The organism is Pseudomonas sp. Ost2, from assembly GCF_018326065.1.
Taxonomy (GTDB): domain Bacteria; phylum Pseudomonadota; class Gammaproteobacteria; order Pseudomonadales; family Pseudomonadaceae; genus Aquipseudomonas; species Aquipseudomonas gingeri.
Genome location: NZ_AP021904.1, coordinates 5,560,468 through 5,580,690, shown reverse-complemented (window position 1 = coordinate 5,580,690; position 20,223 = coordinate 5,560,468). Strand labels below are relative to the sequence as shown.

At 59.2% G+C, this 20,223-nt stretch carries 24 protein-coding genes, 1 tRNA gene and 2 pseudogenes; 14 read left to right on the top strand and 13 right to left on the bottom strand.

The features are described 5' to 3' along the window. Positions 1-4: 4 nt before the first annotated feature. The 11 genes from tolR to KI243_RS24520 all read left to right on the top strand — a co-directional run bounded on the left by tolR (position 5) and on the right by KI243_RS24520 (position 8,245). The gene (gene tolR / locus KI243_RS24565) at positions 5-457 is read left to right on the top strand and encodes a protein TolR (RefSeq protein ID WP_017124282.1); all 453 of its coding nucleotides are present in this window, start codon (positions 5-7) and stop codon (positions 455-457) included. Further along, positions 457-1,536 carry a cell envelope integrity protein TolA gene (gene tolA, locus KI243_RS24560; RefSeq protein ID WP_017124281.1) on the top strand — a complete coding sequence of 360 codons (1,080 nt, stop codon included), beginning with the start codon at positions 457-459 and terminating at the stop codon, positions 1,534-1,536. The genes tolR and tolA overlap by 1 nt, the downstream gene beginning before the upstream one ends. A gap of 17 nt (positions 1,537-1,553) precedes the next feature. Further along, positions 1,554-2,834, top strand: a complete 1,281-nt coding sequence (gene tolB / locus KI243_RS24555) for a Tol-Pal system beta propeller repeat protein TolB (RefSeq protein ID WP_177088235.1) — start codon at positions 1,554-1,556, stop codon at positions 2,832-2,834. A gap of 52 nt (positions 2,835-2,886) precedes the next feature. Next, positions 2,887-3,384: a peptidoglycan-associated lipoprotein Pal gene (gene pal / locus KI243_RS24550; RefSeq protein WP_083875268.1), complete on the top strand. Its 498-nt coding sequence runs from the start codon at positions 2,887-2,889 to the stop codon at positions 3,382-3,384. Between the two features lie 6 nt (positions 3,385-3,390). Beyond that, the gene (gene ybgF, locus KI243_RS24545; protein ID WP_212810000.1) at positions 3,391-4,227 is read left to right on the top strand and encodes a tol-pal system protein YbgF; all 837 of its coding nucleotides are present in this window, start codon (positions 3,391-3,393) and stop codon (positions 4,225-4,227) included. A 165-nt stretch (positions 4,228-4,392) separates the two neighbouring features. Further along, positions 4,393-5,040, top strand: coding sequence for a 7-carboxy-7-deazaguanine synthase QueE (gene queE, locus KI243_RS24540; protein ID WP_212809999.1), 648 nt, complete (start codon positions 4,393-4,395; stop codon positions 5,038-5,040). Position 5,041: 1 nt separating this feature from the next. Beyond that, a complete protein-coding gene (gene queC, locus KI243_RS24535; RefSeq protein WP_212809998.1) occupies positions 5,042-5,731 on the top strand; it encodes a 7-cyano-7-deazaguanine synthase QueC in 690 nt (229 codons plus the stop codon). Between the two features lie 63 nt (positions 5,732-5,794). Next, positions 5,795-5,870 (top strand) — tRNA-Lys (locus tag KI243_RS24530). 174 nt (positions 5,871-6,044) lie between these two features. Next, on the top strand, positions 6,045-6,167 hold the full coding sequence (locus KI243_RS33115; protein ID WP_256347662.1) for a hypothetical protein: 123 nt from the start codon (positions 6,045-6,047) through the stop codon (positions 6,165-6,167). Positions 6,168-6,176: 9 nt separating this feature from the next. Continuing rightward, positions 6,177-7,721: a Hint domain-containing protein gene (locus KI243_RS32980; protein WP_244861772.1), complete on the top strand. Its 1,545-nt coding sequence runs from the start codon at positions 6,177-6,179 to the stop codon at positions 7,719-7,721. Beyond that, positions 7,721-8,245 (top strand): hypothetical protein, encoded by a 525-nt coding sequence (locus tag KI243_RS24520; RefSeq protein ID WP_177055351.1) that lies wholly within the window; start codon positions 7,721-7,723, stop codon positions 8,243-8,245. Before KI243_RS32980 ends, KI243_RS24520 begins: the two co-directional genes overlap by 1 nt. A 66-nt stretch (positions 8,246-8,311) precedes the next feature. Here KI243_RS24520 and KI243_RS24515 read toward each other — a convergent pair. After that, a pseudogene (locus tag KI243_RS24515) lies at positions 8,312-9,346 on the bottom strand (IS481 family transposase). 100 nt (positions 9,347-9,446) lie between these two features. On the opposite strand from KI243_RS24515, the pseudogene KI243_RS24510 reads away from it, so the two are divergent. Beyond that, positions 9,447-10,133 (top strand): annotated as a pseudogene (locus KI243_RS24510) (transposase). A 267-nt stretch (positions 10,134-10,400) separates the two neighbouring features. Here KI243_RS24510 and KI243_RS24505 read toward each other — a convergent pair. Together KI243_RS24505 and KI243_RS24500 are read right to left on the bottom strand one after the other, a co-directional pair. Next, positions 10,401-10,553, bottom strand: a complete 153-nt coding sequence (locus KI243_RS24505; protein ID WP_177063828.1) for a hypothetical protein — start codon at positions 10,551-10,553, stop codon at positions 10,401-10,403. A 159-nt stretch (positions 10,554-10,712) separates the two neighbouring features. Then, positions 10,713-11,306: a hypothetical protein gene (locus KI243_RS24500; RefSeq protein ID WP_177108576.1), complete on the bottom strand. Its 594-nt coding sequence runs from the start codon at positions 11,304-11,306 to the stop codon at positions 10,713-10,715. Between the two features lie 458 nt (positions 11,307-11,764). Here KI243_RS24500 and vapB point away from each other — a divergent pair, with 458 nt between their 5' ends. Both vapB and vapC read left to right on the top strand, forming a co-directional pair. After that, on the top strand, positions 11,765-11,995 hold the full coding sequence (gene vapB / locus KI243_RS24495) for a type II toxin-antitoxin system VapB family antitoxin (protein ID WP_177063735.1): 231 nt from the start codon (positions 11,765-11,767) through the stop codon (positions 11,993-11,995). Next, positions 11,995-12,393: a tRNA(fMet)-specific endonuclease VapC gene (gene vapC, locus KI243_RS24490; RefSeq protein ID WP_177063736.1), complete on the top strand. Its 399-nt coding sequence runs from the start codon at positions 11,995-11,997 to the stop codon at positions 12,391-12,393. Before vapB ends, vapC begins: the two co-directional genes overlap by 1 nt. 110 nt (positions 12,394-12,503) lie before the next feature. Here the strand turns inward: vapC and KI243_RS24485 are convergent, their stop codons facing one another. The 10 genes from KI243_RS24485 to KI243_RS24440 all read right to left on the bottom strand — a co-directional run bounded on the left by KI243_RS24485 (position 12,504) and on the right by KI243_RS24440 (position 20,222). After that, the gene (locus tag KI243_RS24485; protein WP_017124601.1) at positions 12,504-12,974 is read right to left on the bottom strand and encodes a hypothetical protein; all 471 of its coding nucleotides are present in this window, start codon (positions 12,972-12,974) and stop codon (positions 12,504-12,506) included. Next, the gene (locus KI243_RS24480; protein WP_017124600.1) at positions 12,968-13,423 is read right to left on the bottom strand and encodes a glucosaminidase domain-containing protein; all 456 of its coding nucleotides are present in this window, start codon (positions 13,421-13,423) and stop codon (positions 12,968-12,970) included. The genes KI243_RS24485 and KI243_RS24480 overlap by 7 nt, the downstream gene beginning before the upstream one ends. A gap of 121 nt (positions 13,424-13,544) precedes the next feature. Continuing rightward, positions 13,545-15,830: a type II secretion system secretin GspD gene (gene gspD / locus KI243_RS24475; protein WP_212809997.1), complete on the bottom strand. Its 2,286-nt coding sequence runs from the start codon at positions 15,828-15,830 to the stop codon at positions 13,545-13,547. Positions 15,831-15,885: 55 nt separating this feature from the next. Continuing rightward, positions 15,886-16,386, bottom strand: coding sequence for a general secretion pathway protein GspN (locus KI243_RS24470; protein ID WP_212809996.1), 501 nt, complete (start codon positions 16,384-16,386; stop codon positions 15,886-15,888). Then, positions 16,383-17,006, bottom strand: coding sequence for a type II secretion system protein GspM (gspM, locus tag KI243_RS24465; RefSeq protein WP_017124598.1), 624 nt, complete (start codon positions 17,004-17,006; stop codon positions 16,383-16,385). The genes KI243_RS24470 and gspM overlap by 4 nt, the downstream gene beginning before the upstream one ends. Position 17,007: 1 nt before the next feature. After that, positions 17,008-18,069 carry a PilN domain-containing protein gene (locus KI243_RS24460; protein ID WP_212809995.1) on the bottom strand — a complete coding sequence of 354 codons (1,062 nt, stop codon included), beginning with the start codon at positions 18,067-18,069 and terminating at the stop codon, positions 17,008-17,010. Continuing rightward, complete coding sequence (locus tag KI243_RS24455; protein ID WP_177118573.1) at positions 18,066-18,776, bottom strand: general secretion pathway protein GspK; 711 nt, start codon at positions 18,774-18,776, stop codon at positions 18,066-18,068. Before KI243_RS24455 ends, KI243_RS24460 begins: the two co-directional genes overlap by 4 nt. After that, on the bottom strand, positions 18,773-19,402 hold the full coding sequence (locus tag KI243_RS24450) for a prepilin-type N-terminal cleavage/methylation domain-containing protein (RefSeq protein WP_212809994.1): 630 nt from the start codon (positions 19,400-19,402) through the stop codon (positions 18,773-18,775). The genes KI243_RS24455 and KI243_RS24450 overlap by 4 nt, the downstream gene beginning before the upstream one ends. Continuing rightward, positions 19,399-19,770 carry a type II secretion system protein gene (locus KI243_RS24445; RefSeq protein ID WP_017124594.1) on the bottom strand — a complete coding sequence of 124 codons (372 nt, stop codon included), beginning with the start codon at positions 19,768-19,770 and terminating at the stop codon, positions 19,399-19,401. The genes KI243_RS24450 and KI243_RS24445 overlap by 4 nt, the downstream gene beginning before the upstream one ends. Beyond that, positions 19,767-20,222: a GspH/FimT family pseudopilin gene (locus KI243_RS24440; RefSeq protein ID WP_177088638.1), complete on the bottom strand. Its 456-nt coding sequence runs from the start codon at positions 20,220-20,222 to the stop codon at positions 19,767-19,769. The genes KI243_RS24445 and KI243_RS24440 overlap by 4 nt, the downstream gene beginning before the upstream one ends. Position 20,223: the final 1 nt, after the last annotated feature.

Genomic DNA, 20,223 nt, shown 5'->3' with positions numbered 1-20,223 from the left:
CCCCATGGCCCGAGTTCGCCACAAACGCAAGCCGGTTGCCGAGATGAACGTGGTGCCATACATCGACGTGATGTTGGTATTGCTGGTTATCTTCATGGTTACCGCACCGATGCTCAACCAGGGTGTGAAAGTCGATCTGCCCAAGGTTTCCAGCGAAGCCTTGCCGCAGGACAACAACACCCAGGTCCTGACCATTTCGATCAAGGCTGACAAGACCTACTACTGGAACCTTGGCAGTGAAGTCGACACCGAAAAGCAGCAGGACAAGGCCATGACCTTGCCGCAGATGACCGACGCCGTGACCAAGATCATTCGCGCCGGCAACGAAGGCGGCAAGCATACCCAGGTCTTCATTCGTGGCGACAAGACCGTTGACTACGGCGCCGTCATGGGTGCCATGGGCGGTCTGCAGAAAGCTGGGGTCGGTAATGTTGGCTTGATTACCGAGGCGCCCTGATGCACCAACAGCGAGAGCCGTCCGCCTCGGAAAGCTACTTCTGGCCCAGCGTCTGGGCGATAGGTCTGCACGTCCTGATTTTTGGCATGCTGTTCGCCAGCTTCGCCATGACTCCGGAACTGCCGCCGGCCAAGCCGATCGTCCAGGCGACCCTGTACCAGCTGAAATCGAAAAGTCAGGCAACCACCCAGACCAATCAGAAGATTGCGGGTGAGGCGAAGAAATCCGCCGCGCGCCAGACCGAAGTCGAGCAGATGGAACAGAAGAAGGTCGAGCAGGAAGCGATAAAGGCAGCGGAACAAAAGAAAGAAGAGGCGGCTCAAAAGGCCGAAGAAGCGAAAAAGGCTGACGAAGCCAAGAAAGCGGATGAGGCGAAGAAGGCTGACGAAGCCAAGAAAGCCGACGACGCGAAGAAGGCTGCCGAAGCGAAAAAGGCTGAAGAGAAACAATTGGCTGATATAGCCAAGAAGAAAGCCGAAGAAGAAGCCAAGCAGGCCGCTGAAGAAGAGGCCAAGAAAAAGGCCGCTGACGAAGCGAAGAAAAAGATAGTCGAAGACGCGAAGAAGAAAGCCGCGGAAGACGCCAAGAAGAAAGCTGAAGCTGAAGAGGCGAAGAAGAAAGTCGCCGAAGACGCGAAGAAGAAAGCAGCAGCCGATGCGGCGAAGAAAAAGTCGCAGGACGCCGCGCGTAAATCCGCCGAAGAGAAGAAGGCGCAAGCCCTGGCCGATTTGCTTTCCGATACGCCGCAGCGTCAGCAGGCCCTGGCGGATGAGCAGGGCGATGAAACCGCGGGCAGTTTCGACGATCTGATTCGCTCCCGTGCCGCGGAAGGCTGGGCTCGTCCGCCTTCGGCACGTAAAGGGATGACGGTGGTGCTGCAGATCGGCATGTTGCCGGACGGTACCGTGACTACGGTCTCGGTGGCCAAGTCCAGTGGTGACGGTCCGTTTGACGCATCGGCGGTAGCGGCGGTCAAGAATATTGGTCGTTTGACAGAAATGCAGGGAATGAAACCGAGCGACTTCGCTCCTTATCGTTCATTCAAGATGACATTCACACCTGAGGATCTAGCCTTGTGAGAAACCTTCTTCGAGGAATGCTTGTCGTGATCTGCTGCCTGGCAGGGATGGCGGTAGCAGATGAAAAGAACATTCTGGTCACCAGTGGCAGTGACCGGGCCACGCCGATCGCGGTGGTTCCGTTCGGTTGGCAGGGCGGCAGCGTCCTGCCGGACGACATGGCCCAGATTATCGGCGACGACCTGCGTAACTCCGGTTACTACTCGCCGATCCCGAAGCAGAACATGATCAGCCTGCCGACCCAGGCCAGCGAAGTCATCTACCGTGACTGGAAGGCCCTGGGCGCCCAGTACATCATGGTCGGCAGCATTGTTCCGGCGGGCGGTCGCCTGCAGGTGCAGTACGCGCTGTTCAACGTCGCCACCGAGCAGCAAGTGCTGACCGGCAGCGTGTCGGGCACGGCCGAGCAACTGCGGGACATGTCGCACTACATCGCCGACCAGTCGTTCGAAAAACTCACCGGCATCAAGGGCGCGTTCTCCACCCGCATGCTGTACGTGACGGCCGAACGCTTCTCGGTGAACAACACCCGCTACACCCTGCAGCGTTCGGACTACGACGGTGCGCGTGCGGTGACCCTGCTGCAATCGCGCGAGCCGATCCTTTCGCCACGTTTTGCGCCGGACGGCAAGCGTATCGCCTATGTCTCGTTCGAGCAGAAGCGTCCGCGGATCTTCGTCCAGCACATCGACACCGGTCGTCGTGAGCAGATCACCAACTTCGAAGGCCTGAACGGCGCGCCAGCCTGGTCGCCGGATGGCACGCGCCTGGCGTTCGTGCTGTCCAAGGACGGTAACCCGGATATCTACGTGATGAACCTGGCCTCGCGTCAGATCAGTCGCGTGACCAGCGGTCCCGGCATCAACACCGAGCCGTTCTGGGGCAAGGATGGCTCGACCATCTACTTCACCTCCGACCGCGGCGGCAAGCCACAGATCTACAAGACCAACGTCAATGGCGGTGGTGCCGAGCGCGTGACCTTCATCGGTAACTACAACGCCAACCCGAAACTGTCGGCCGATGAAAAAACGCTGGTGATGATCCATCGTCAGGATGGCTTCACCAATTTCCGCGTGGCGGCTCAGGATTTGCAGCGCGGTAGCGTAAAAATCCTTACAGACACCAACCTTGATGAGTCAGCTACTGTCGCGCCCAACGGCACCATGGTAATCTACGCCACCGCCCAGCAGGGCCGGGGAGTCTTGATGCTCGTGTCCATCAACGGACGCGTAAGGCTCCCGCTTCCTACCGCACAAGGCGAAGTCAGAGAACCTTCCTGGTCCCCTTACCTGAACTGACGCGGCGCTATACGTTTTACTTAACACACTGGGGTTCATTAGGAGTTTCACGATGGAAATGCTGAAGTTTGGTAAATTTGCTGCGCTGGCTCTGGCCATGGCTGTAGCTGTAGGTTGCTCGTCCAAAGGCGGCGACAACGCCGGTCAAGGCGCTGTTGATCCAAATGCTGGTTACGGCGCTAACACTGGTGCTGTTGATGGCTCCCTGAGCGAAGAAGCTGCTCTGCGCGCAATCACCACCTTCTACTTCGAATACGACAGCTCGGACCTGAAGCCAGAAGCCATGCGCGCTCTGGACGTTCACGCCAAGGACCTGAAAGCCAACGGCGCTCGCGTCGTTCTGGAAGGCAACACCGACGAACGTGGTACTCGTGAGTACAACATGGCACTGGGCGAGCGTCGTGCGAAAGCCGTTCAGCGCTACCTGGTACTGCAAGGTGTTTCCCCAGCTCAGCTGGAACTGGTTTCCTACGGTAAAGAGCGTCCAGTTGCTACTGGCCACGACGAACAGTCCTGGGCTCAAAACCGTCGCGTCGAACTGCGTAAGTAATTCGTCATGCGAACGTGCCGTCGTGCTGTAACTGTATTGGCTCTCAGCCTCATGCCGCTTGCGGCGTGGGCTGCGGTTCCTGTGGTCGATGACAACTCCGGCTATAACAATGGCGGTGGGAGTTATCCTCCAGCGGGTTACGGTACGAACGGCGCCTATGCCGGGGGAGGGGTTTCGGCCCCTGTCTCGGCACAGGGCGAACTGTTCAACCAATTGCAACGCATGCAGGAACAACTTGCGCAGCAACAGGGCGTAATCGAAGTTCTGCAAAATGATGTAGCGCGCATGAAGCAGGAAAACCTGGAGCGATACCAGGATCTTGACCGGCGCATAGGCAGTGGCGGCGCTCCGGCGGCTGCGGCTCCTGATAATTCTTCCAGCGGTGGCGATGTCAATGCCGCCGCCGGTGCTGCACCTGCTGCCGCCAACCAGGGGGCAGCCCCTGCGACCAGCAGTGAACCAGGCGATCCAGCGAAGGAAAAGCTGTACTATGACGCCGCCTTCGATCTGATCAAGGCCAAGGATTTCGACAAGGCCAGCCAGGCGTTCAGCGCTTTCCTGCGCAAATACCCGAACAGCCAGTACGCGGGCAACGCGCAATACTGGTTGGGTGAAGTGAACCTGGCCAAGGGTGACCTGCAAGGTGCCGGCCAGGCGTTTGCCAAGGTCAGCCAGTTGTATCCCAAGCATGCCAAGGTGCCTGACTCGCTGTACAAGCTGGCTGACGTAGAGCGTCGCCTGGGTCATACCGACAAGGTCAAGGGTATTCTGCAGCAGGTGGTTTCCCAGTATCCGGGGACATCGGCTGCCCAGCTGGCTCAACGAGACCTGCAGCGCATGTGATGTGCTGAAGGCTCGAATCAAGAAACCCGCGCTTGTCGCGGGTTTTTTCGTTAGAATTGATGCCCTTTTTTATGAAACACGCTGCTCTGGACTATGCGATCGCAGGTTCATTGCGGTGCCTGACGGAGGCGGACAGCCTGTTTAGCTGTTACGCCCGTGGCGGATATGCAAGACACATTGAGAATTACCGAAGTTTTTTACTCGTTACAGGGTGAAACGCGGACTGCTGGGCTGCCCACAGTGTTCGTGCGCCTGACGGGCTGCCCCCTGCGCTGCCAGTACTGCGACAGCGCCTACGCTTTCAGCGGCGGCACGTTGATGTCGCTGGACAGCATCCTCGACCAGGTTGCTGGCTACCGGCCACGCTATGTCTGCGTGACAGGCGGCGAGCCGCTGGCCCAGCCCAACGCCATTCCCCTGCTCAAGCGGCTCTGTGACGCCGGCTATGAGGTTTCCCTGGAAACCAGTGGCTCGCTGGATATCTCGACGGTGGATACGCGCGTCAGCCGCGTGGTCGACCTGAAGACACCGGGCTCCAGGGAGGCGCATCGCAACCGCTACGAGAATATCGAGTTGCTGACCGCCAACGATCAGGTCAAGTTCGTCATCTGTTCCCGTGAAGACTACGACTGGTCGGTGTCCAAGCTGATCCAGTACGGTCTGGAGAAGCGGGCCGGCGAAGTGTTGTTCTCGCCGAGCCATCACGATTTGCCAGCGCGTGAACTGGCGGACTGGATCGTGGCGGACAATCTTCCCGTGCGCTTGCAGATGCAGTTGCACAAATATCTTTGGAATGATGAACCGGGACGTTGATATGACCCTGCAAGCAAGCACTGAAAAGAAAGCGGTAATCCTGCTGTCCGGCGGCCTTGATTCGGCGACCGTAGTGGCCATGGCGCGCGCCGAGGGCTACAGCTGCTACACCATGAGCTTCGACTACGGCCAGCGTCACCGCGCCGAGTTGCAGGCCGCCGAGCGGGTGGCACGGGACCAGGGCGTGATCGAGCACAAGGTCATCGGCCTGAACCTCAACGGTATCGGTGGTTCGGCCCTGACCGACAGCTCCATCGATGTGCCCGAGACACCGTGCGAGGGCATTCCGGTGACCTACGTGCCGGCCCGCAACACCGTGTTCCTGTCCCTGGCGCTGGGCTGGGCGGAAGTGCTGGGCGCACGCGACATCTTTATCGGTGTGAACGCGGTGGATTACTCCGGTTACCCGGATTGCCGTCCCGAGTTCGTCGCGGCCTTCGAAACCCTGGCCAACCTGGCGACCAAGGCTGGCGTCGAGGGCGATGGTTTCCGTATCCGGGCCCCGCTGCAGAACCTGAGCAAGGCCGATATCGTCCAGGCCGGGATCAAGCTGGGAGTCGACTATTCGCTGACCGTATCCTGCTATCAGGCGGATGCTAACGGCTTTGCATGTGGGAAATGTGACAGCTGCCGCCTGCGTGCTGAAGGCTTCGCAGCAGCCGGAATCAGCGACCCAACGCGTTATTTTTGATTTTTTTCATTTAAGGTGTTGAATTCCCGTTAGAAATCAGTATTATACGCGCCACCACACAGCGGGTCGTTAGCTCAGTTGGTAGAGCAGTTGGCTTTTAACCAATTGGTCGTAGGTTCGAATCCCACACGACCCACCATATTTGTTGTAGAAGAAAATCCGGAAAGCCCACGCAAGTGAGGATTTCCGGATTTTTTTTGCCTGCTACAAAGCGAATGATCTTCCCTGGTCTAGTGCATCCTCCTGCGTATCACTTCCGGATCCCGCCTGCTCTCAGCAAATGGGCGGATGCATCGTGCCATCGAGACACCACATGGACCTCCGTCAGTTCGCCTTCCTCGCGGGTCAACCTTCTGCGGCCCTGAAAAAACGTGAGCACTTCCTGGGGCTGCCCAAGCGCGGCCTGGCGTTCGTGTTGGCGAACGCCATGTTCTGACAGCCACTGTTGGCCCAGGCCTGCGGGGTAACCCAGCAGGCCACCAAGTTCAACAGCCTCGATCACCCTACCGCCGAGCGCCTGCTCAACGAGTTGAAGGCGTGTAAGGCCGGTGGCAATTGCACCGAAGCGAAACAGCGCGACCTGGTCAGCAAGTTTGAAAAGATCTCGGCCGAACGTTCGCAACTGATCGACCTGTGTGAAAGCCGTGCCTGCGTCGAAGGCCTGCAAGCCAACACCATTGCCATGGATGACCCGGTCGCACAGGAGCTGATCAGTTTCTACAGGAACAAGGTTTCCTATGACATGGTCGGGATGCTGACAGGCAATCCCGGGCTGATCGCGCAGCCGGCCCAGGGGTATGACCCTTGGGGTAATACCTATGTCACCGACGACCAGATCATCACCGCCAAATACATCAAGGAAGGCTGGCTGACACCTGCCGAGAGCGCCAATCTCAAGGAGTGGGAGAACAAGACCTCCTGGCTGGATGATGCGGCGGGTCGCAAGCTGAGTGTGGCTGAAAGAGCCGCCATGATCAGCAACATGGGCAATACGTTGCTGACCGAAGGCTGGGGCACCAAGGTCACTGCCAGTATTGGCAAGGGTGGGAAGACCGGTAATGGGGTCTCGGAGGATGCCGATGGCTTCGGCGTGAATCCAGGTCCTGGAAAAGGACCGTGCTGTTTTGCCGCCGGTACCATGGTTGCTACGCCCTCGGGAGACCGGGCAATCGATTCGCTTAAGGTCGGTGATATCGTTTGGAGTAAACCTGATAAAGGTGGGAAGCCGTTTGCAGCGGCCATTCTGGCAACTCATTACCGAAACGATCAGCCGATCTATCGGCTCAAGCTGGAAAACATCCGTGCGGATGGTCTGGCAGAAGCTGAAACGCTGTTAGTAACTCCGTCTCACCCCTTCTACGTACCAGAACGGCGGGACTTCATTCCGGCCATAGAGCTGAAACCGGGCGATTTGCTCCAGTCGCTCAGCGATGGCGAGGGTGAGAATGCTTCGACACGGGTGACATCTCTGGAGCTGTTTCTTCCAGTGGGGGAAACGTATAACCTTACGGTCGACATCGGACATACGTTCTATGTTGGTAAGCTGAAAACGTGGGTGCATAATACTGGTACTAATGCACCATGCTCGATTGATGGGCGGCCGGTTGCGGTTTCGGGAGAGGGTCCAAAAGCAACTACTAACGCCCCAAATACACCCAGGTTCATTACGGACTCTGCCGGTAATACTATTGATTTAGATTATACTAAGGGACTCAGGGAAACGAATGTGGCGGTCACGGGAACGCGTGGTGGTGTTCAGTATCCGTTGCAAGGGCAAACTCCCGATTCTTATGCAAATCTTGGAAATGGGCATGTTGTTGTCTACGGTCCTGAGGGGCGTGCACTATATGATGTGTCTAGCTCTCGGATTAAGGTGGTCGAATGGAACCAAGCTCCGAATGGAACATATTTCCCCAAGAAGGGAAGTGATACAAAAATTTTTGAGGGGAATGTTCCTCAGTCGGTTCTTGATAGCTTGGGGTTGAAATGATGAAGGTTTATCAGGGTAATATTTCTAAAGAGTCGTTGAGTCTGTTTGTTTCAGATATTGGCTCCGGGGAGTTTTTTTCATATGTAGGGCACTTGGTTTCATTAGAACAGGCAATTTCTGTTCTGGGTTTGCTCTCTCCTGATTTTATTGAGGTCAATGGTCACATTTTCTGGCTGCCTAACGCTCAGCAATACGATCCGCAAAAATTTCATTTGAGCGGGCTGGTTGAGACCGAATCTAGTGTGTTGGAACAAAGTACATCGCGTAGAGACGTTGAACGATACAGAAATATTTTTTCAATAAATCAGTTCTTTTCAAAGTGGGAGGATGCGCCGGGTCGACCCGTATTTAAAGTGGACCTGTCGGAAGAAGATTATCGTCTTTGTCATTTATTTGCTGAACAGATCACTAGATATTGGAAGCGCGCGTTATCCGATACCTTTCCAGAGAAGGTATTTCAGTTTGAAATTGCTGACGATCTTCTCGATGAATATGGTGTCTGTCTGACATTCTGGCAGTCGTAGTTTATGTAGAAGTTCAGACTTGATCTGACAGCTACCGGATCTTCGGCAGTGACTGTCAGGTCAAGTTCAGCTAATCATTTTGGCCTGCCAGATTTTCTTCCCGTCCTCAAATGTCTCAGCCGGTGTACGACCACAGCACATTTTTCCTTGGTGGGTTCGCTGATCATTGTAGTCATTGATCCACTGGTCAAGATCTGCCTGCAACTGCTCAATGCTTTGGTAGATCTTCCTACGGAAAGCGACCTGGTAGAACTCCTGCAAAATCGTCTTATGAAAGCGCTCGCAGATACCGTTGGTCTGCGGTGACGCCGCCTTGGTGCGAGTGTGTTCAATGTCATTCATCGCCAAGTAGAGCTGGTAATCATGCTGTTCCAACTTGCCGCAATACTCGGTTCCCCGATCCGTCAAAATGCGTAGCACGGGGACGTTTTGCTCAGCGAAATACGGTAGCACTTTGTCGTTCAACAGATCTGCTGCCGTGATCGGCGTCTTCGTCGTATAGAGCTTGGTAAAGGCCACTTTGCTGTAGGTATCGACAAAGGTCTGCTGATAAATCCGGCTTACACCCTTCATGGTGCCAACGTAAAAAGTGTCCTGCGAGCCAAGGTAACCGGGGTGGGCCGTTTCAATTTCGCCGCAGGCGGTATCATCGTCGCGCTTCTTCTCCAAGGTAACGACCTGGGCTTCAGTCAGCACGGCACCGGTGGCAGCAACATGCTTTTCCAGGGCTATCAGGCGCTGCTTGAAGTTCGCCAGTTCATGACGCAGCTAGATGGATCGAACGCCAGACGGACTAACGAACGTAGCACGCTTACGCAGTTCGTTACTGACCCTGACTTGTCCATGAGCGGGTTGTTTGATGGCATAAGCTAACACGGTTTGTTCAACCGCATCATCGACACGGTTCTTGAGGTTTGGACGCCGGCGATCCTTTTGCAGCAAGGCCTCGACACCACCTGTGGCTTTGGCTTCTTGGTAGCGATAGAAGGTGTCTCGCGACACACCCATGATTTTGCAGGCCTGAGATACGTTGCCCAGTTCCTCAGCCAGATTCAGCAGGCCTAGCTTGTGCTTAACGATGGGTTGATTTACAACATTCATCGGGGCTACTCCTTTGGGATTGGTGATTGCTCGCACAACCATCAAACCCGATAGTCCCGTTCTTTTCAAGACGAGTGTCAGATCAAGTCGAGACTTCTACATACCAAACTACCTGCACCATGTAGTACAACGCGGTCATAACCGTCAGATAGTGTTTGCGGGTACGGAAGACTATCAGTGTTATCTCGCGAATCTGCGTGAACTCAAGGAAGCATTCGGCGTGAAGGTTTACGCCTATTGTCTGATGACCAATCATGTTCATCTTTTGCTGGCCCCTGGTGATGCGAGCAGTGGGTTGGGGAAAATGATGAAGGGGCTGGCGGCACGAATGACGCGCTATCGCAATCGGTTAGAAGGGCGTTCAGGCACCTTATGGGAAAGTCTATAAAAGTCCAGTGTTGTGCAATCAGACTCTTATCTGCTTGCCTGTTGCCGTTACATCGAATTGAATCCTGTGCGCGCTGGTATGGTGGCTGATCCTGCAGATTACCCTTGGTCGAGCTATCAAACCCGGGTAAGCGAGATGGCGGATGGTCGGTGGCTGGATGCTGACCCTTGCTTCGTGGCTTTGGGTAATACAGCGATAGAACGGTGTCATCGCTACGAGGCATTTGTACGACAAACCATTTCCGCAGACGAGATCAGGGCTATCCGTGATGCCTTGCAGCGCGGTCAATTGATAGGGACGAATCGTTTTGTGGAGGAGGTGGAACGGATTACTGGGCTGCGAATAGAAAACCGAGGGCAAGGTCGGCCAAGGGGTAATCCGGAAAAATCTGAAAAATAAATCTGTCCCCTTTCTGTCCCAAAAATAAATCTGTCCCCTTTCTGTCCCCTTTTCTCTGAATCTGTCCCCTTTTCTCTGTCCCCTTTTCTCCAATGTTTCAGTTGCCATGATTTCTTCTGGCGAAAAAAAGCCCCGCTATGGCAGGGCTTGGTTTACGAGCGATTGTTGATGGCCGCCCAAATCTGGCCGCCGGGCCGCAAATCTCTCGCGATCTGGTCCTGTGCGCCCTGCTTCGCGGACTTTGCATAGGCTTGGGCCACCGCCTGGCTAGTGGGCGCATACCGCGCCGCTGAAGATGGAGATCGCCCAGGCCTTTCGGTCAACCAGGTCGTCCCGGTGCCACCAACTGGCAGCAATTGCGCCCAGCAGTCCGGCGAATGCCCAGTCCAGCTTATCGAAGAGGCGCTGCAAAAAATCCATGCGCTCTACTCCCTGGGCATGAAGTGAAAAAGCCTCAGCAGGTGCTGAGGCTTGGTGAACTGCAGAAAGCAAAAAGCCCGACTCAGGGTTGGGCTTTGCTCGCGGAAAAACCGCAAAATAATGCGAAATCCATAGACATGGACTGCGGGTGTCAACTGGTTATTTTGAGATTTCGCAATCTTCGAACATAGGCACTTTGGCTACGTCGCCATTGCCGGTGCAGACTACCGAAATTTGCGTACCTTTCTTGAGCGATGCGAGAGAGGCCATGTCCGATTTTTCGAATTTGAACTGCGGCCCCAAATACGGGTTAGTGCCCGCAAGTACCAGGTACGGTTTCCCGAGGAAATCAGTATTGATATCGGTGATGCGCCCGGTCACCTTCACGCGCTTGCCCTTGTACTGCATGTCAGCAGCAACAGTGTTGTCTTCGTAATCTTGGGAGACTTTCGCCGACGTGTAAGCCTTAAGCGGTTCTGCCTGGGCCGGCTGTTTAGGAGCCGAACCTTGTGTACTGGATTGGGACGCCCTTTCCTTGTAGGTGTCGTAACTGGTTTTTGAAATCGAGCCCATGCCAATCAACGAGAAAAGACACAGAGCCATCCAGACGAAGCCGACAATGCGCGCCAAGGTCGAGTGCCCCTTTCTCAGCAGCATCCAGCCAAACAACAAGGGGAAGAACAGAATTCCAAGCCCTAGAATAAACCCAACTTGCCGCTTCTGCGGAGCCGCCACTGCAACTGCTTCGTTCATTTCGCTCTCCATGGCGATAAGATTAGGCGGCATTCTAAACCACTCCTATCAAATTGCCATCACCTTCCCCCAAGCCCCAAAAGGCCGCCCTGGCTACGGTGACGCACAAAATTCAGGCAATAAAAAACCCGGCTCGGTGGCCGGGCTTGAGTTTTTCGAGTGAGTTGCCGTAGGAAAAACTCTAACAGTGGCGAAATCACGCCATGAGCCGTGCGGGAAGTCAATCAATCGTTACAAGAAAACGGCGGACCTTGTCAGAGGCAGACTCCAGCGTGGTGTTGACTATTTTTCCTCTCATTTTCAGGATCAAATCGTAAGCGTCCGGGCATCCCGCCTTGCGTAACTAAGCCGGTCGCCATCGATGCGGCAACAGCTCCCACGGCTTGTATATCCCGTTGACATATCCATGGTGTGTATTATTATGGGATATGCAATCGGCATATCCCTGTAGGTGCGACATGGAACAAGGCTCGGTATTTCAAAGCAATCGTAGTCAGGCCGTGCGCTTGCCAAAGGCTGCCGCGCTTCCTGATGACGTCAAGCGCGTCGATATTGTTGCAATCGGCAGAACCCGAATCATCACCCCCGCGGGTGAGTCCTGGGATAGCTGGTTTGACGGTGAAGGTGTAACGGATGATTTTATGACGGCTCGTGAGCAGCCAGCCGAGCAAGAGCGGGAATCATTCTGATGCTCAAATTCATGCTCGATACCAACATTTGCATCTTCACGATAAAGAACAAACCCCAGCATGTTCGCGAAGCGTTCAAAGCTCACCATGGCCAGCTGTGCATCAGCACCGTGACTTTGATGGAACTCATCTATGGAGCGGAAAAATCTTCGAACCCAGGACGAAACCTGGCCGACGTAGAGGGCTTTGCAGCACGACTGGATGTCTTGAAATACGACCAGGATGCGGCGGCGCATACAGGTCAACTCCGTGCGGAGCTGGCTAAGGTTGGCACTCCGATTGGCCCTTACGATCACATGATTGCCGGGCACGCTCGTTCGCAAGGTTTGATTTTGGTAACAAACAATCTACGCGAGTTTGACCGAGTGCCTGGTCTGCGCGTCGAAGACTGGGTATAGGAAAATCCGCTGTCTCTTCAATCCGCCAGCGTTGCAGGCTTTGGCGGGCACCTGGTGTCAGGATAGTTGCCATCGCCTCCTGTTTTTCAATAGCAGGTCAGTCCCAGGACTTAGGGCTCCTCGTCACACCCCAACCCCTCCCGCTGCACCTTCTCATCACCCAGGCTCTTCCCGGTCCTGCTCATGATCCGACCTTGCAGTTGCTTGAGCTCAGGTCCCGTCAGGCGCTTGCAGCTGTTGATTTCCCACACATCCCCGGTCGTCGTGCTGACCGAGAACAATCCCCAGTACTCCGTGGCGCCGGCCTTGGGGTCGTTGTAGCCCAGGCTGAAGTCGAAATAGCCCGGATGGGGCGGGTTGCCGTTTTCGTCGGCCAGGTCGCCGTCGATAAAGACTCCGGGCTTGCCCAGTTTGTAGTCTTCATGCTTGAGCGCCACTTCCAGCACCTGCTGGGCCTGTTCGCGGCTCAGGCCCTGGGGTTTGACCTGGTCGGGCTGCAAGGCCTGCGCGGCGCAGGCCGAGAGGGTGGTGCAGGCCAGGCCCAGGGTGAACAGCCATGCAGCGGTCGTCTTGATCAGCACGCCATTCGTCCTTTGACTGCGATAATGATTTGCGCCAAGTACTTGGCGAACCCGTCGCGCCCGCCCGTGGCGGCGTTGCCGGTGTTGAAGCCGATCTTCACCAGGGTCTGGGCGAATTCCAGTGGGTCTTTCTTGCCCCTGACCGCCGCGCCATAGCGGGTGGCGAAGGACTGGGCGCATTGCTGGAAGGACGAATACTTCGCCACCTGGATCCGGGCGTTGCCCATCGGCGCTTCCGAGCCGATCTGCAACGGCGCCGGGGCGTGCATGGAGAAATAGTTGTTCAGCTCCCGGGCGATGCGCCCGCTGCCGTACTGGCTCTCCTGGGCGGCGAGGCCGAGGATGTTCTCCACCGGCAGTTCCAGTTGATCGGCGATCGGCTGGCAAACCGCCTTGTGTTTGCTGACGAATGTCACGGCGGCAATGTTGTTGCAGAGTGCGGCACTCACGGCTCTTCCCTCGAATGATCGGTCAATTCCATTGGTGTTGCCTGAATCGCTGGCAAGTATAGGGCAGGGTTGATCAGCGTTACAGGAACCGCGTCTCAACATGGTCAGATTCCGACGCGACTCAAGGCGGGGAGCCTGTCCTGGGCCTGGCCTCGATCGGCTTCATCAATTGCAACTGCTGGCGATATTCGTCGGTAATCTGCCGTGCCTCGCTGTTGCCGGTGATCACCCTGGGCGTGATCAGCACGATCAGTTCCGAGCGGCCACGCTGGCGCTGGGTGTTGCCGAACAGCCAGTGCAGGCCGGGGATCCGTCCCAGGTACGGCACGCTGTTGTCGGTACCGTTTTCGTTCTGCTTGATCAGGCCGCCGAGCAAAACGGTCTGGCCGCTTTGCACCGCCACCTGGGTCGAGACGGCGCGGGTCGAGATGGTCGGGTTGCCGTTGGCGTCGACGGTGGTGCTGGCGTCGCTGACCTGCTGCTGGATATCCAGGTACACCAGGCCACCCGGATTGATCCGGGGCACCACGTCGAGGATCACCCCGGTCTGGATGTATTGCACCGAGCTGGTACTGATGGTGGTGGTGTTGGTGTTGATGGTGGTCTGGTTGATCGGGATGTTGTCGCCCACCTGGATCTGCGCCTGTTGATTGTTCATGACCACCAGCGAGGGCGCCGACAGCACGCGGGTATTACCGTTGGTTTCCAGTGCGTGCAGGGCGACTTGCAGGTTGTTGCTGACGAACGAGTAGAACAGTGAGTCGGTGGCGCCCAGCGCCGCGCCGCCTCGACCCAGCGCGCCCTGGCTGCCGGAGGCGTTCTCGATGCCCTTGGTGGCCGAGTTTCCAGCCAGGCGCCCGAGATACCATTGCACACCCAGGTTCAGCGAGCCGGTGAGGCCGACTTCGAGTATCCGGGTTTCGATCTGCACCTGCATCGGCGGGTTGTCGAGTCGCTGGATGGCCGACTGGATTTCCGCCCACTGGGTCGGCCGGCTGCGCACCAGCAACTGGTTGCTGCTTTTCTGCGCGGTGATCCGCACCGAGTTCGTCGGGTTGTTGGCATTGACCGGGGCCCTGCCGCCATTCGTTTGCCCAGGGGGGCCCAGTTGCAGGTCGTCCGAGGCCCTGTCCGGCGAGGTCCGGGTGTCGGCGCTGCTGCTGATGGGCGGCGGCAGGCCCTGGGTGCCACCCGTATTGCCGGGCAAGCCCCAGTTGCCCGCGGAACCGTTGCCAGGGGCATTGCCCGGTCCGTTGCCGAAACCGTTGCTGGTCAGGGTCACGGTGCGCAGACCCGGGGCGACCTGGGCCGCGGCGTCCTCGGTGACCGACTCATCGCTGTAGATCTGGCGCAGGTAACGGGCCAGGTCGGTGGCCTTCATGTTGCGCACGTCATACACATACATCTGCGGTTCGTCGCCGCCGCCCTGGTCGATGGTGTCGATCCAGCGGCGGACGTCGTTCAGGTACTCCGGTTGCGGCGAGATGACGACAATCGCATTGGTCCGCTCGATGGGCAGGAAACGCAGCATCCCGGCCAGCGGGGTCGCGCTCTGGGCACCGAACAGGCGCTCCAGCTCGGGCATCAATTGGCCCACGTTGGCGCGCTTGAGACCAAAGACCCCGATGGACATGCCCTTGAGCCAGTTGACGTCGAAGGTGTTGATGGTCTGCTGGTAATTGTTCAATTCGTCCGGGGTGCCGGCCATCACCAGCACGTTGCGCGAGGTGTCGACGGCCAGGAAGGCATTTTCCCGGGCAAACGGCTTGAGCAGCTTCTGCATTTCCAGTGGCGAGATGTAGTCCAGCACGAAAAAGCGCGCGCTCAGGCCACTGCCCGGTTCCGGAATGGACTGCCGGGGCGTGAGCTGGCCCGCGACCGCCTGGTTGGCCGGCAGGACCAGATAACGGTCGCCCTGGCGGATGATCGCGTTATTGGTCCAGGACAGCAGAGTCTCGAGAATGGCGAAGGCCTGGGCCTTGCCCACCGGCCTGGAGGTCGAGAAGGTCACATCCCCTGTCACGCCCTGGCCGATGCTGTAGTTCTCCTTGAGCACATCGCCGAGGATTGTGTTGACCACCGCCTGGATCGGCACGCCGGCGAAGTTGAACATCGTCCCGGTGGTGTCCGTGGGCGCCGGACGGGCTTTCACCGGGGAGCTGTCACGGGCCACCAGGCTCTGGCTGCCGCGGATGATCGGCGAGCTGGAAGCGGCTGGCGTCTGGGTGGCCGTCGGGGCGACGGCGGCGGGCAGCGTGGTTGCCTCCTGGCGCGCCTGATCCTCGCCGGTGCCGGCCAGGCCTTGACGGAGCAGCAGGTCGTCATGCACCTCGTCGGTCACGGGCGAGACGCAGCCCGAGAGCAGGATGAAACCGATAAGACAGGGACGGGCGATGCGTTCGATCACATTGATTCATCCTTGTGCGGTGCCCGGCATCCAGGGGCCAGGCACCGGGGTGGTCTCAGTGCACGGCGGTGGCCGGCAATTTCAAAACGGGGATGCTCAGCTCCTGCTCGGTGGACTTGAAGCTCAACGAGACTTTTTCCGCGCTGATCCGCTCGACCCGCCAGCCATTGGGTAGGGTTTCGCCTTCCGCGACGCTCAGGCTCTTGCCCTCGCGGGTCTTGAACAGCGCCCGGCGCAAGGCTGCGGAGACGGCGACGCCGTTCAGCGAAAGGCCAGCCAGCGACTGTGTATCGTGTTCGCCTGTGGCGATCGGGGCCGCCGGGTCGGGCTTGCGGTCGCGGTTGAACAGCGAGCGCTCCCAGATGCCGGCATAGGACGACAGCGGTGGCGGCGCCTCGACCGCCACGCTGGCTGGAGGTGCTGCCGGTGGTGGCTGGACCTGCTCGGGATACCATTCGACACCCGCGCCCAGTCCCTCGAACAAGGCGAGGCACAGGGCCGCTGTCGACGTCACGAAAACGCCCAGCCAGAGCGTGAGTCTGTCCGGGGTCTTCATGTGGCCGGCGCCCCTTTGCGGGTGGGTGCGCTTTTACCCGGTGGGTTGTTCAGGTAGGCGCTGATTTGCAGTTGCACCGCCAGGCGGTGAGAGCTTGCGGGAGCCTGGACCGCGTCCTTGCGAATACCGAGGGTTTCGACGAACAGTGAAACCTGGCCGTTTTCCAGTCCGTGGAGCAAGGTCACGAGGGGCTCGATGGCACAGTCGAGGTTGATACTGACCCTGACCTGGCGATAGGGCGCGGTCTCGTCGACGGCGACCGGCATGCGATTGCTCATCGTGCAACCGCCGCTCTCCGGGGGCAGCGCCTGCAGCCTGGAAACCACCTGTTGCATGAGTTGCGCGGTGGCGGCGCCGGCGTCGGAGTCCGGCAGCAGGTTGTCATTGTTTGCCGGTGTGCTGCGGGCCTGGGCCAGTTGCGCCTGCAATAGCGGGCGCTGGCCTTCCAGGGCCTGGTAGCGTTGATGCTGGGCGCGCAGTGTGGTCATTTCCTCGCCGATCGATTGCAATGGCGCGGTGAACCACCAATGGATGCCGATGAAATAGCCGGCGATCAGGCCGAGCATGGCCAGGATCAGGGCCGCGGCCCGTTGTTCACGGCGGGTCAGGCGTGGCGGCATGTCATTTCTCCCGGGGCCGCAGGCGCGCGGTGAGGTTGAGACGGTCCTGGCCGGTGCTGGCGTCGGCCTGGATCGCGCCCTGGAATTGCAGGTCCTGCAGGTGCGTACAGGCCTTCATCTTGGCGATCAGGTCACTGGCCTGGCTGCTTTGCGCGCTGAGGATCAGGGTGCCCTGGGTATCGATGTTCAACTGCTCCAGCCAGGTGTCGGTGGGTATGCAGGCGGTCAGTTCCTGCAACAGGACGGTCCTGGACAGCGACAGGGCTTTCTGTGTCTGCACATAGCACCCGGTGTCGAGCAGTTCATCGAGTTGCCGGCGCAATGCCTGGATCTGCCCGGTGTCGTTGCGCAGTGCGTTGACCTCGGCGGTCATGGTGTCCAGGGCCGACTGGCGGTTATGCACCCACAGCAGCATGGCGACCAGCGACAGACCGGCGCCGAGCAGGGCCAGCCCGAGTTGCAGTCGCCGGGTCGGGTGACGGGTCTGGGGGCGGCGGTGGGGCGGCAGCAGGTTGACATGCAAGCGCGAGCCGCCGCGATCCAGCACGTCGATTGCATCGATGCGCAAGCCGGTTCGCGCCGCCTCGTCCAGGAGCGTGTCGATCCGCTCGCGCAGGGCGACCACCAGGGTCAGTCCGAACATGGGCCGGGCACGTTCCGCGGGGGGATCGCGAACCGTATCGAAATAGACCTGGGCGGCCTTGAACGGTGTGTACTTGTCCATCTCGAAGGCCAGCGCCGCTTCAACTTGCGTGGCCGCTGCCTGGGGCAGTTGCACACGGGCGAGGAGGACCTGTGCGCAGGGTAGCAGCAGGACCTGGCGTCGATTTCCCGGCGGCTCATCGGCAGCGCACGCCTGGGGCAGCCCCCCGGCGTGCCAGTGCAGCAGCCGTTCCTGGTTGGCTGACGCCAGGCGCTCGCGCCAGCGCCGGGGCAGGCAGCCCAGCAGTTCCCGTTGCCACCAGCGCAGGAACACCGGCAGGCGCGAGGCGTGCCACTGTTGCGAGAGCTGGCGGGTGGTCTCCAGCAGGGTGCCGAGCCGGCGGCTGTCGAGGGCCTTCATTCCTGCCACCGCAGCACGCGATAGCGTTGCGTGCCCTCGGCCTGTGGGTTGAGCAGGAATGTCACGTTCAGGTTTGCCGAGGTCGTCGCAGTCACCGCGGCTTGTATCCGGGCGCTGTAGATCGGTCCGGCGGTGCCTGCGAGCACGGGAGATGCCAGCTTGAGGGCGGCTCGCAAGGGTTCGGTGGCAAGACTCGGGTCGGGCTGGGCCAGGCCGGTCCACAGCGTCAGGTTCGGGGCCAGTTGCGCATACAGCCGACGATCCATGGCAGCGAACAGTTGCAGTTCCTCGAGGCTTCTTATCGGCGTGCCGCCATTGCGCCGAGCCAGCAGTTCCCGGGCCAGCCGCCTGCCCTGGTCGGGACTGGCGCCCAGGTAACGCACGACCCGGGTGAAGTCCTCGACGCTGACCTGGTTCAGGTCCAGCTTGCCGCGTTCGCCGTGCAGTTCGACGCTCACCTGCGCCTCTTCGATCGTCAGGCGATACAGGCGGCCGTCGGCGATCATGCCGGGCGTTTTACTCGACAGGTCCTGTACCACCATTGCCAGGCCGGACTCGGCGGCGAGCAGGGCGCGGGTGTGCTGCAAGGCATAGGCGCTCTGGCGATTTTCCAGGCGCAGGGTGCCGACCACCACGGCCATCATCAGGCTCAGCAGCGCCAGGGCCCAGAGCGCCAGGACCAGAGCGGCCCCGCGTGCGCGGTTCATCGCGCGGCCTGGGCGTCATTGCTGCCCAGGTTCATGCGGATAACGACCACCAGGGGCGGCCAGGCGATCGGGCCGGCGGCCTGCAAGTCGATGCGCAGGGCCAGCGGCAGGCGCTCCGGCCAGGGCCAGCGGGGCAGCCAGTCGGTAGAGGAACCGTTGTCGTCCAGGCCGCGGTAGCTCAATTGCCAGTGATCCAGGTCGCGCAGCAGGACCTGTGGCTCCCCCCAGGGATGCAGGCCCTGCTGGTCGATCTGGAAGAATGCCACTTGCAGGTCCCTTGACCCGCGCCGGTTTTCAACCGCCGAGAACACCTGCAACGGCAGGCCTCCTGCCAGCCGTGGCGGCAGCGGGGCGACAAAGCGCATCTGTTCGTGCTCGCCCTCGAATACCCGGTCGTTGTTCTGCGCATCGCGCTGAAACACCGCCGGATAGGCCTGTTGTACCGAGCTGCGGAGAAAAAACTGGGCCGAACGGATCTCGTCGAGACGGCTGGAATAGCGTTCGCCGAAGTCTTGCGTGCGGTTGCTGGCGGTCAGTGCCGATGCGATCAACACCATCAGCAGCCCGAGCAGGCTCAGGGCGATCAGCACTTCCAGCAGGGTGAAGCCGCGCGACCGTGCTGTCATGGCCGTGCTCCCGTTGTCCGCCCCTGGGCACGCCAGGTGACGAAGCGCTCCTGCCGGGAGCCCTGTTCCAGCACCAGTTCCAGTCGATAGAGGTCGGTCGGCGGTGTGCCGGGTTGTGCGGTAGCGATCAGTTGCCATTGCACCTGCGCCAGGCTGCCTTGCCAATGCCCCGGCTTGAGCAGCCCCCGGCTGCGGTCGTCGAACAGGGTCCTGGCCAGCAGCGCCATGCGGGTGCTCTGCTCGTCGCGCAGCAAGGCCCGGCCGGTGGTGCCCATGGCGTTGAGATAAACGGCGAAGCCGACACTCAGCAGGACCACGGCCGCAAGCATTTCCAGCAAGGTGAAACCGCCCTGGGCAGGTGCTTTCATGGCTGTGCCCCGTCCTGCCAACTGACTTTGCCGGTCAACCAGGCGACGTCCACCCGCCAGCTGTTCGGACCGCGCTGCAGATAGACATTGCCGCCACTGGAGCCGCCGTCCGGATAGAACTCGATCGCCCCCTCGCGGGATGACGACAGGTCGGCGGCGGTGGTCAGGCGCAGGTGCATGCCCTCGGGCAGAAAGTGCTCGGTCTGGTCATCCATCCGGTAGCTGCCGCGCAGCAGGTCGAAGTGCAGGGTGGCCGGCTGTCCGCTCAGTACGGCGTGGCTGCGGACATTGCGCAGGGCCAGGCTCAGCTCGCGCTTGGCCTGGCGTTCACGGGCGTTTCCCAGGCCACCGGCGACACTGTGGGCCAGCAGGCTGGCCCCGATGGCGATGATCAGGATCACCACCAGCATCTCCAGCAGGGTGAAGCCCCGTGTGGCGCCCAGGTCGTTCATG

Bases quoted from the DNA above. Each gene is read 5' to 3' on its own strand.
- KI243_RS33115 (WP_256347662.1), top strand. From the start codon at position 6,045: ATGGACCTCCGTCAGTTCGCCTTCCTCGCGGGTCAACCTTCTGCGGCC.
- KI243_RS24450 (WP_212809994.1), bottom strand. From the start codon at position 19,402: ATGACAGCACGGTCGCGCGGCTTCACCCTGCTGGAAGTGCTGATCGCC.
- KI243_RS24445 (WP_017124594.1), bottom strand. From the start codon at position 19,770: ATGAAAGCACCTGCCCAGGGCGGTTTCACCTTGCTGGAAATGCTTGCG.
- vapB (WP_177063735.1), top strand. From the start codon at position 11,765: ATGGAACAAGGCTCGGTATTTCAAAGCAATCGTAGTCAGGCCGTGCGC.
- tolR (WP_017124282.1), top strand. From the start codon at position 5: ATGGCCCGAGTTCGCCACAAACGCAAGCCGGTTGCCGAGATGAACGTG.
- gspM (WP_017124598.1), bottom strand. From the start codon at position 17,006: ATGCCGCCACGCCTGACCCGCCGTGAACAACGGGCCGCGGCCCTGATC.
- KI243_RS24460 (WP_212809995.1), bottom strand. From the start codon at position 18,069: ATGAAGGCCCTCGACAGCCGCCGGCTCGGCACCCTGCTGGAGACCACC.
- tolB (WP_177088235.1), top strand. From the start codon at position 1,554: ATGCTTGTCGTGATCTGCTGCCTGGCAGGGATGGCGGTAGCAGATGAA.
- KI243_RS24470 (WP_212809996.1), bottom strand. From the start codon at position 16,386: ATGAAGACCCCGGACAGACTCACGCTCTGGCTGGGCGTTTTCGTGACG.
- queC (WP_212809998.1), top strand. From the start codon at position 5,042: ATGACCCTGCAAGCAAGCACTGAAAAGAAAGCGGTAATCCTGCTGTCC.
- KI243_RS24505 (WP_177063828.1), bottom strand. From the start codon at position 10,553: ATGGATTTTTTGCAGCGCCTCTTCGATAAGCTGGACTGGGCATTCGCC.
- pal (WP_083875268.1), top strand. From the start codon at position 2,887: ATGGAAATGCTGAAGTTTGGTAAATTTGCTGCGCTGGCTCTGGCCATG.
- tolA (WP_017124281.1), top strand. From the start codon at position 457: ATGCACCAACAGCGAGAGCCGTCCGCCTCGGAAAGCTACTTCTGGCCC.
- queE (WP_212809999.1), top strand. From the start codon at position 4,393: ATGCAAGACACATTGAGAATTACCGAAGTTTTTTACTCGTTACAGGGT.
- ybgF (WP_212810000.1), top strand. From the start codon at position 3,391: ATGCGAACGTGCCGTCGTGCTGTAACTGTATTGGCTCTCAGCCTCATG.
- KI243_RS24440 (WP_177088638.1), bottom strand. From the start codon at position 20,222: ATGAACGACCTGGGCGCCACACGGGGCTTCACCCTGCTGGAGATGCTG.
- KI243_RS24500 (WP_177108576.1), bottom strand. From the start codon at position 11,306: ATGAACGAAGCAGTTGCAGTGGCGGCTCCGCAGAAGCGGCAAGTTGGG.
- KI243_RS24520 (WP_177055351.1), top strand. From the start codon at position 7,721: ATGAAGGTTTATCAGGGTAATATTTCTAAAGAGTCGTTGAGTCTGTTT.
- vapC (WP_177063736.1), top strand. From the start codon at position 11,995: ATGCTCAAATTCATGCTCGATACCAACATTTGCATCTTCACGATAAAG.
- KI243_RS24455 (WP_177118573.1), bottom strand. From the start codon at position 18,776: ATGAACCGCGCACGCGGGGCCGCTCTGGTCCTGGCGCTCTGGGCCCTG.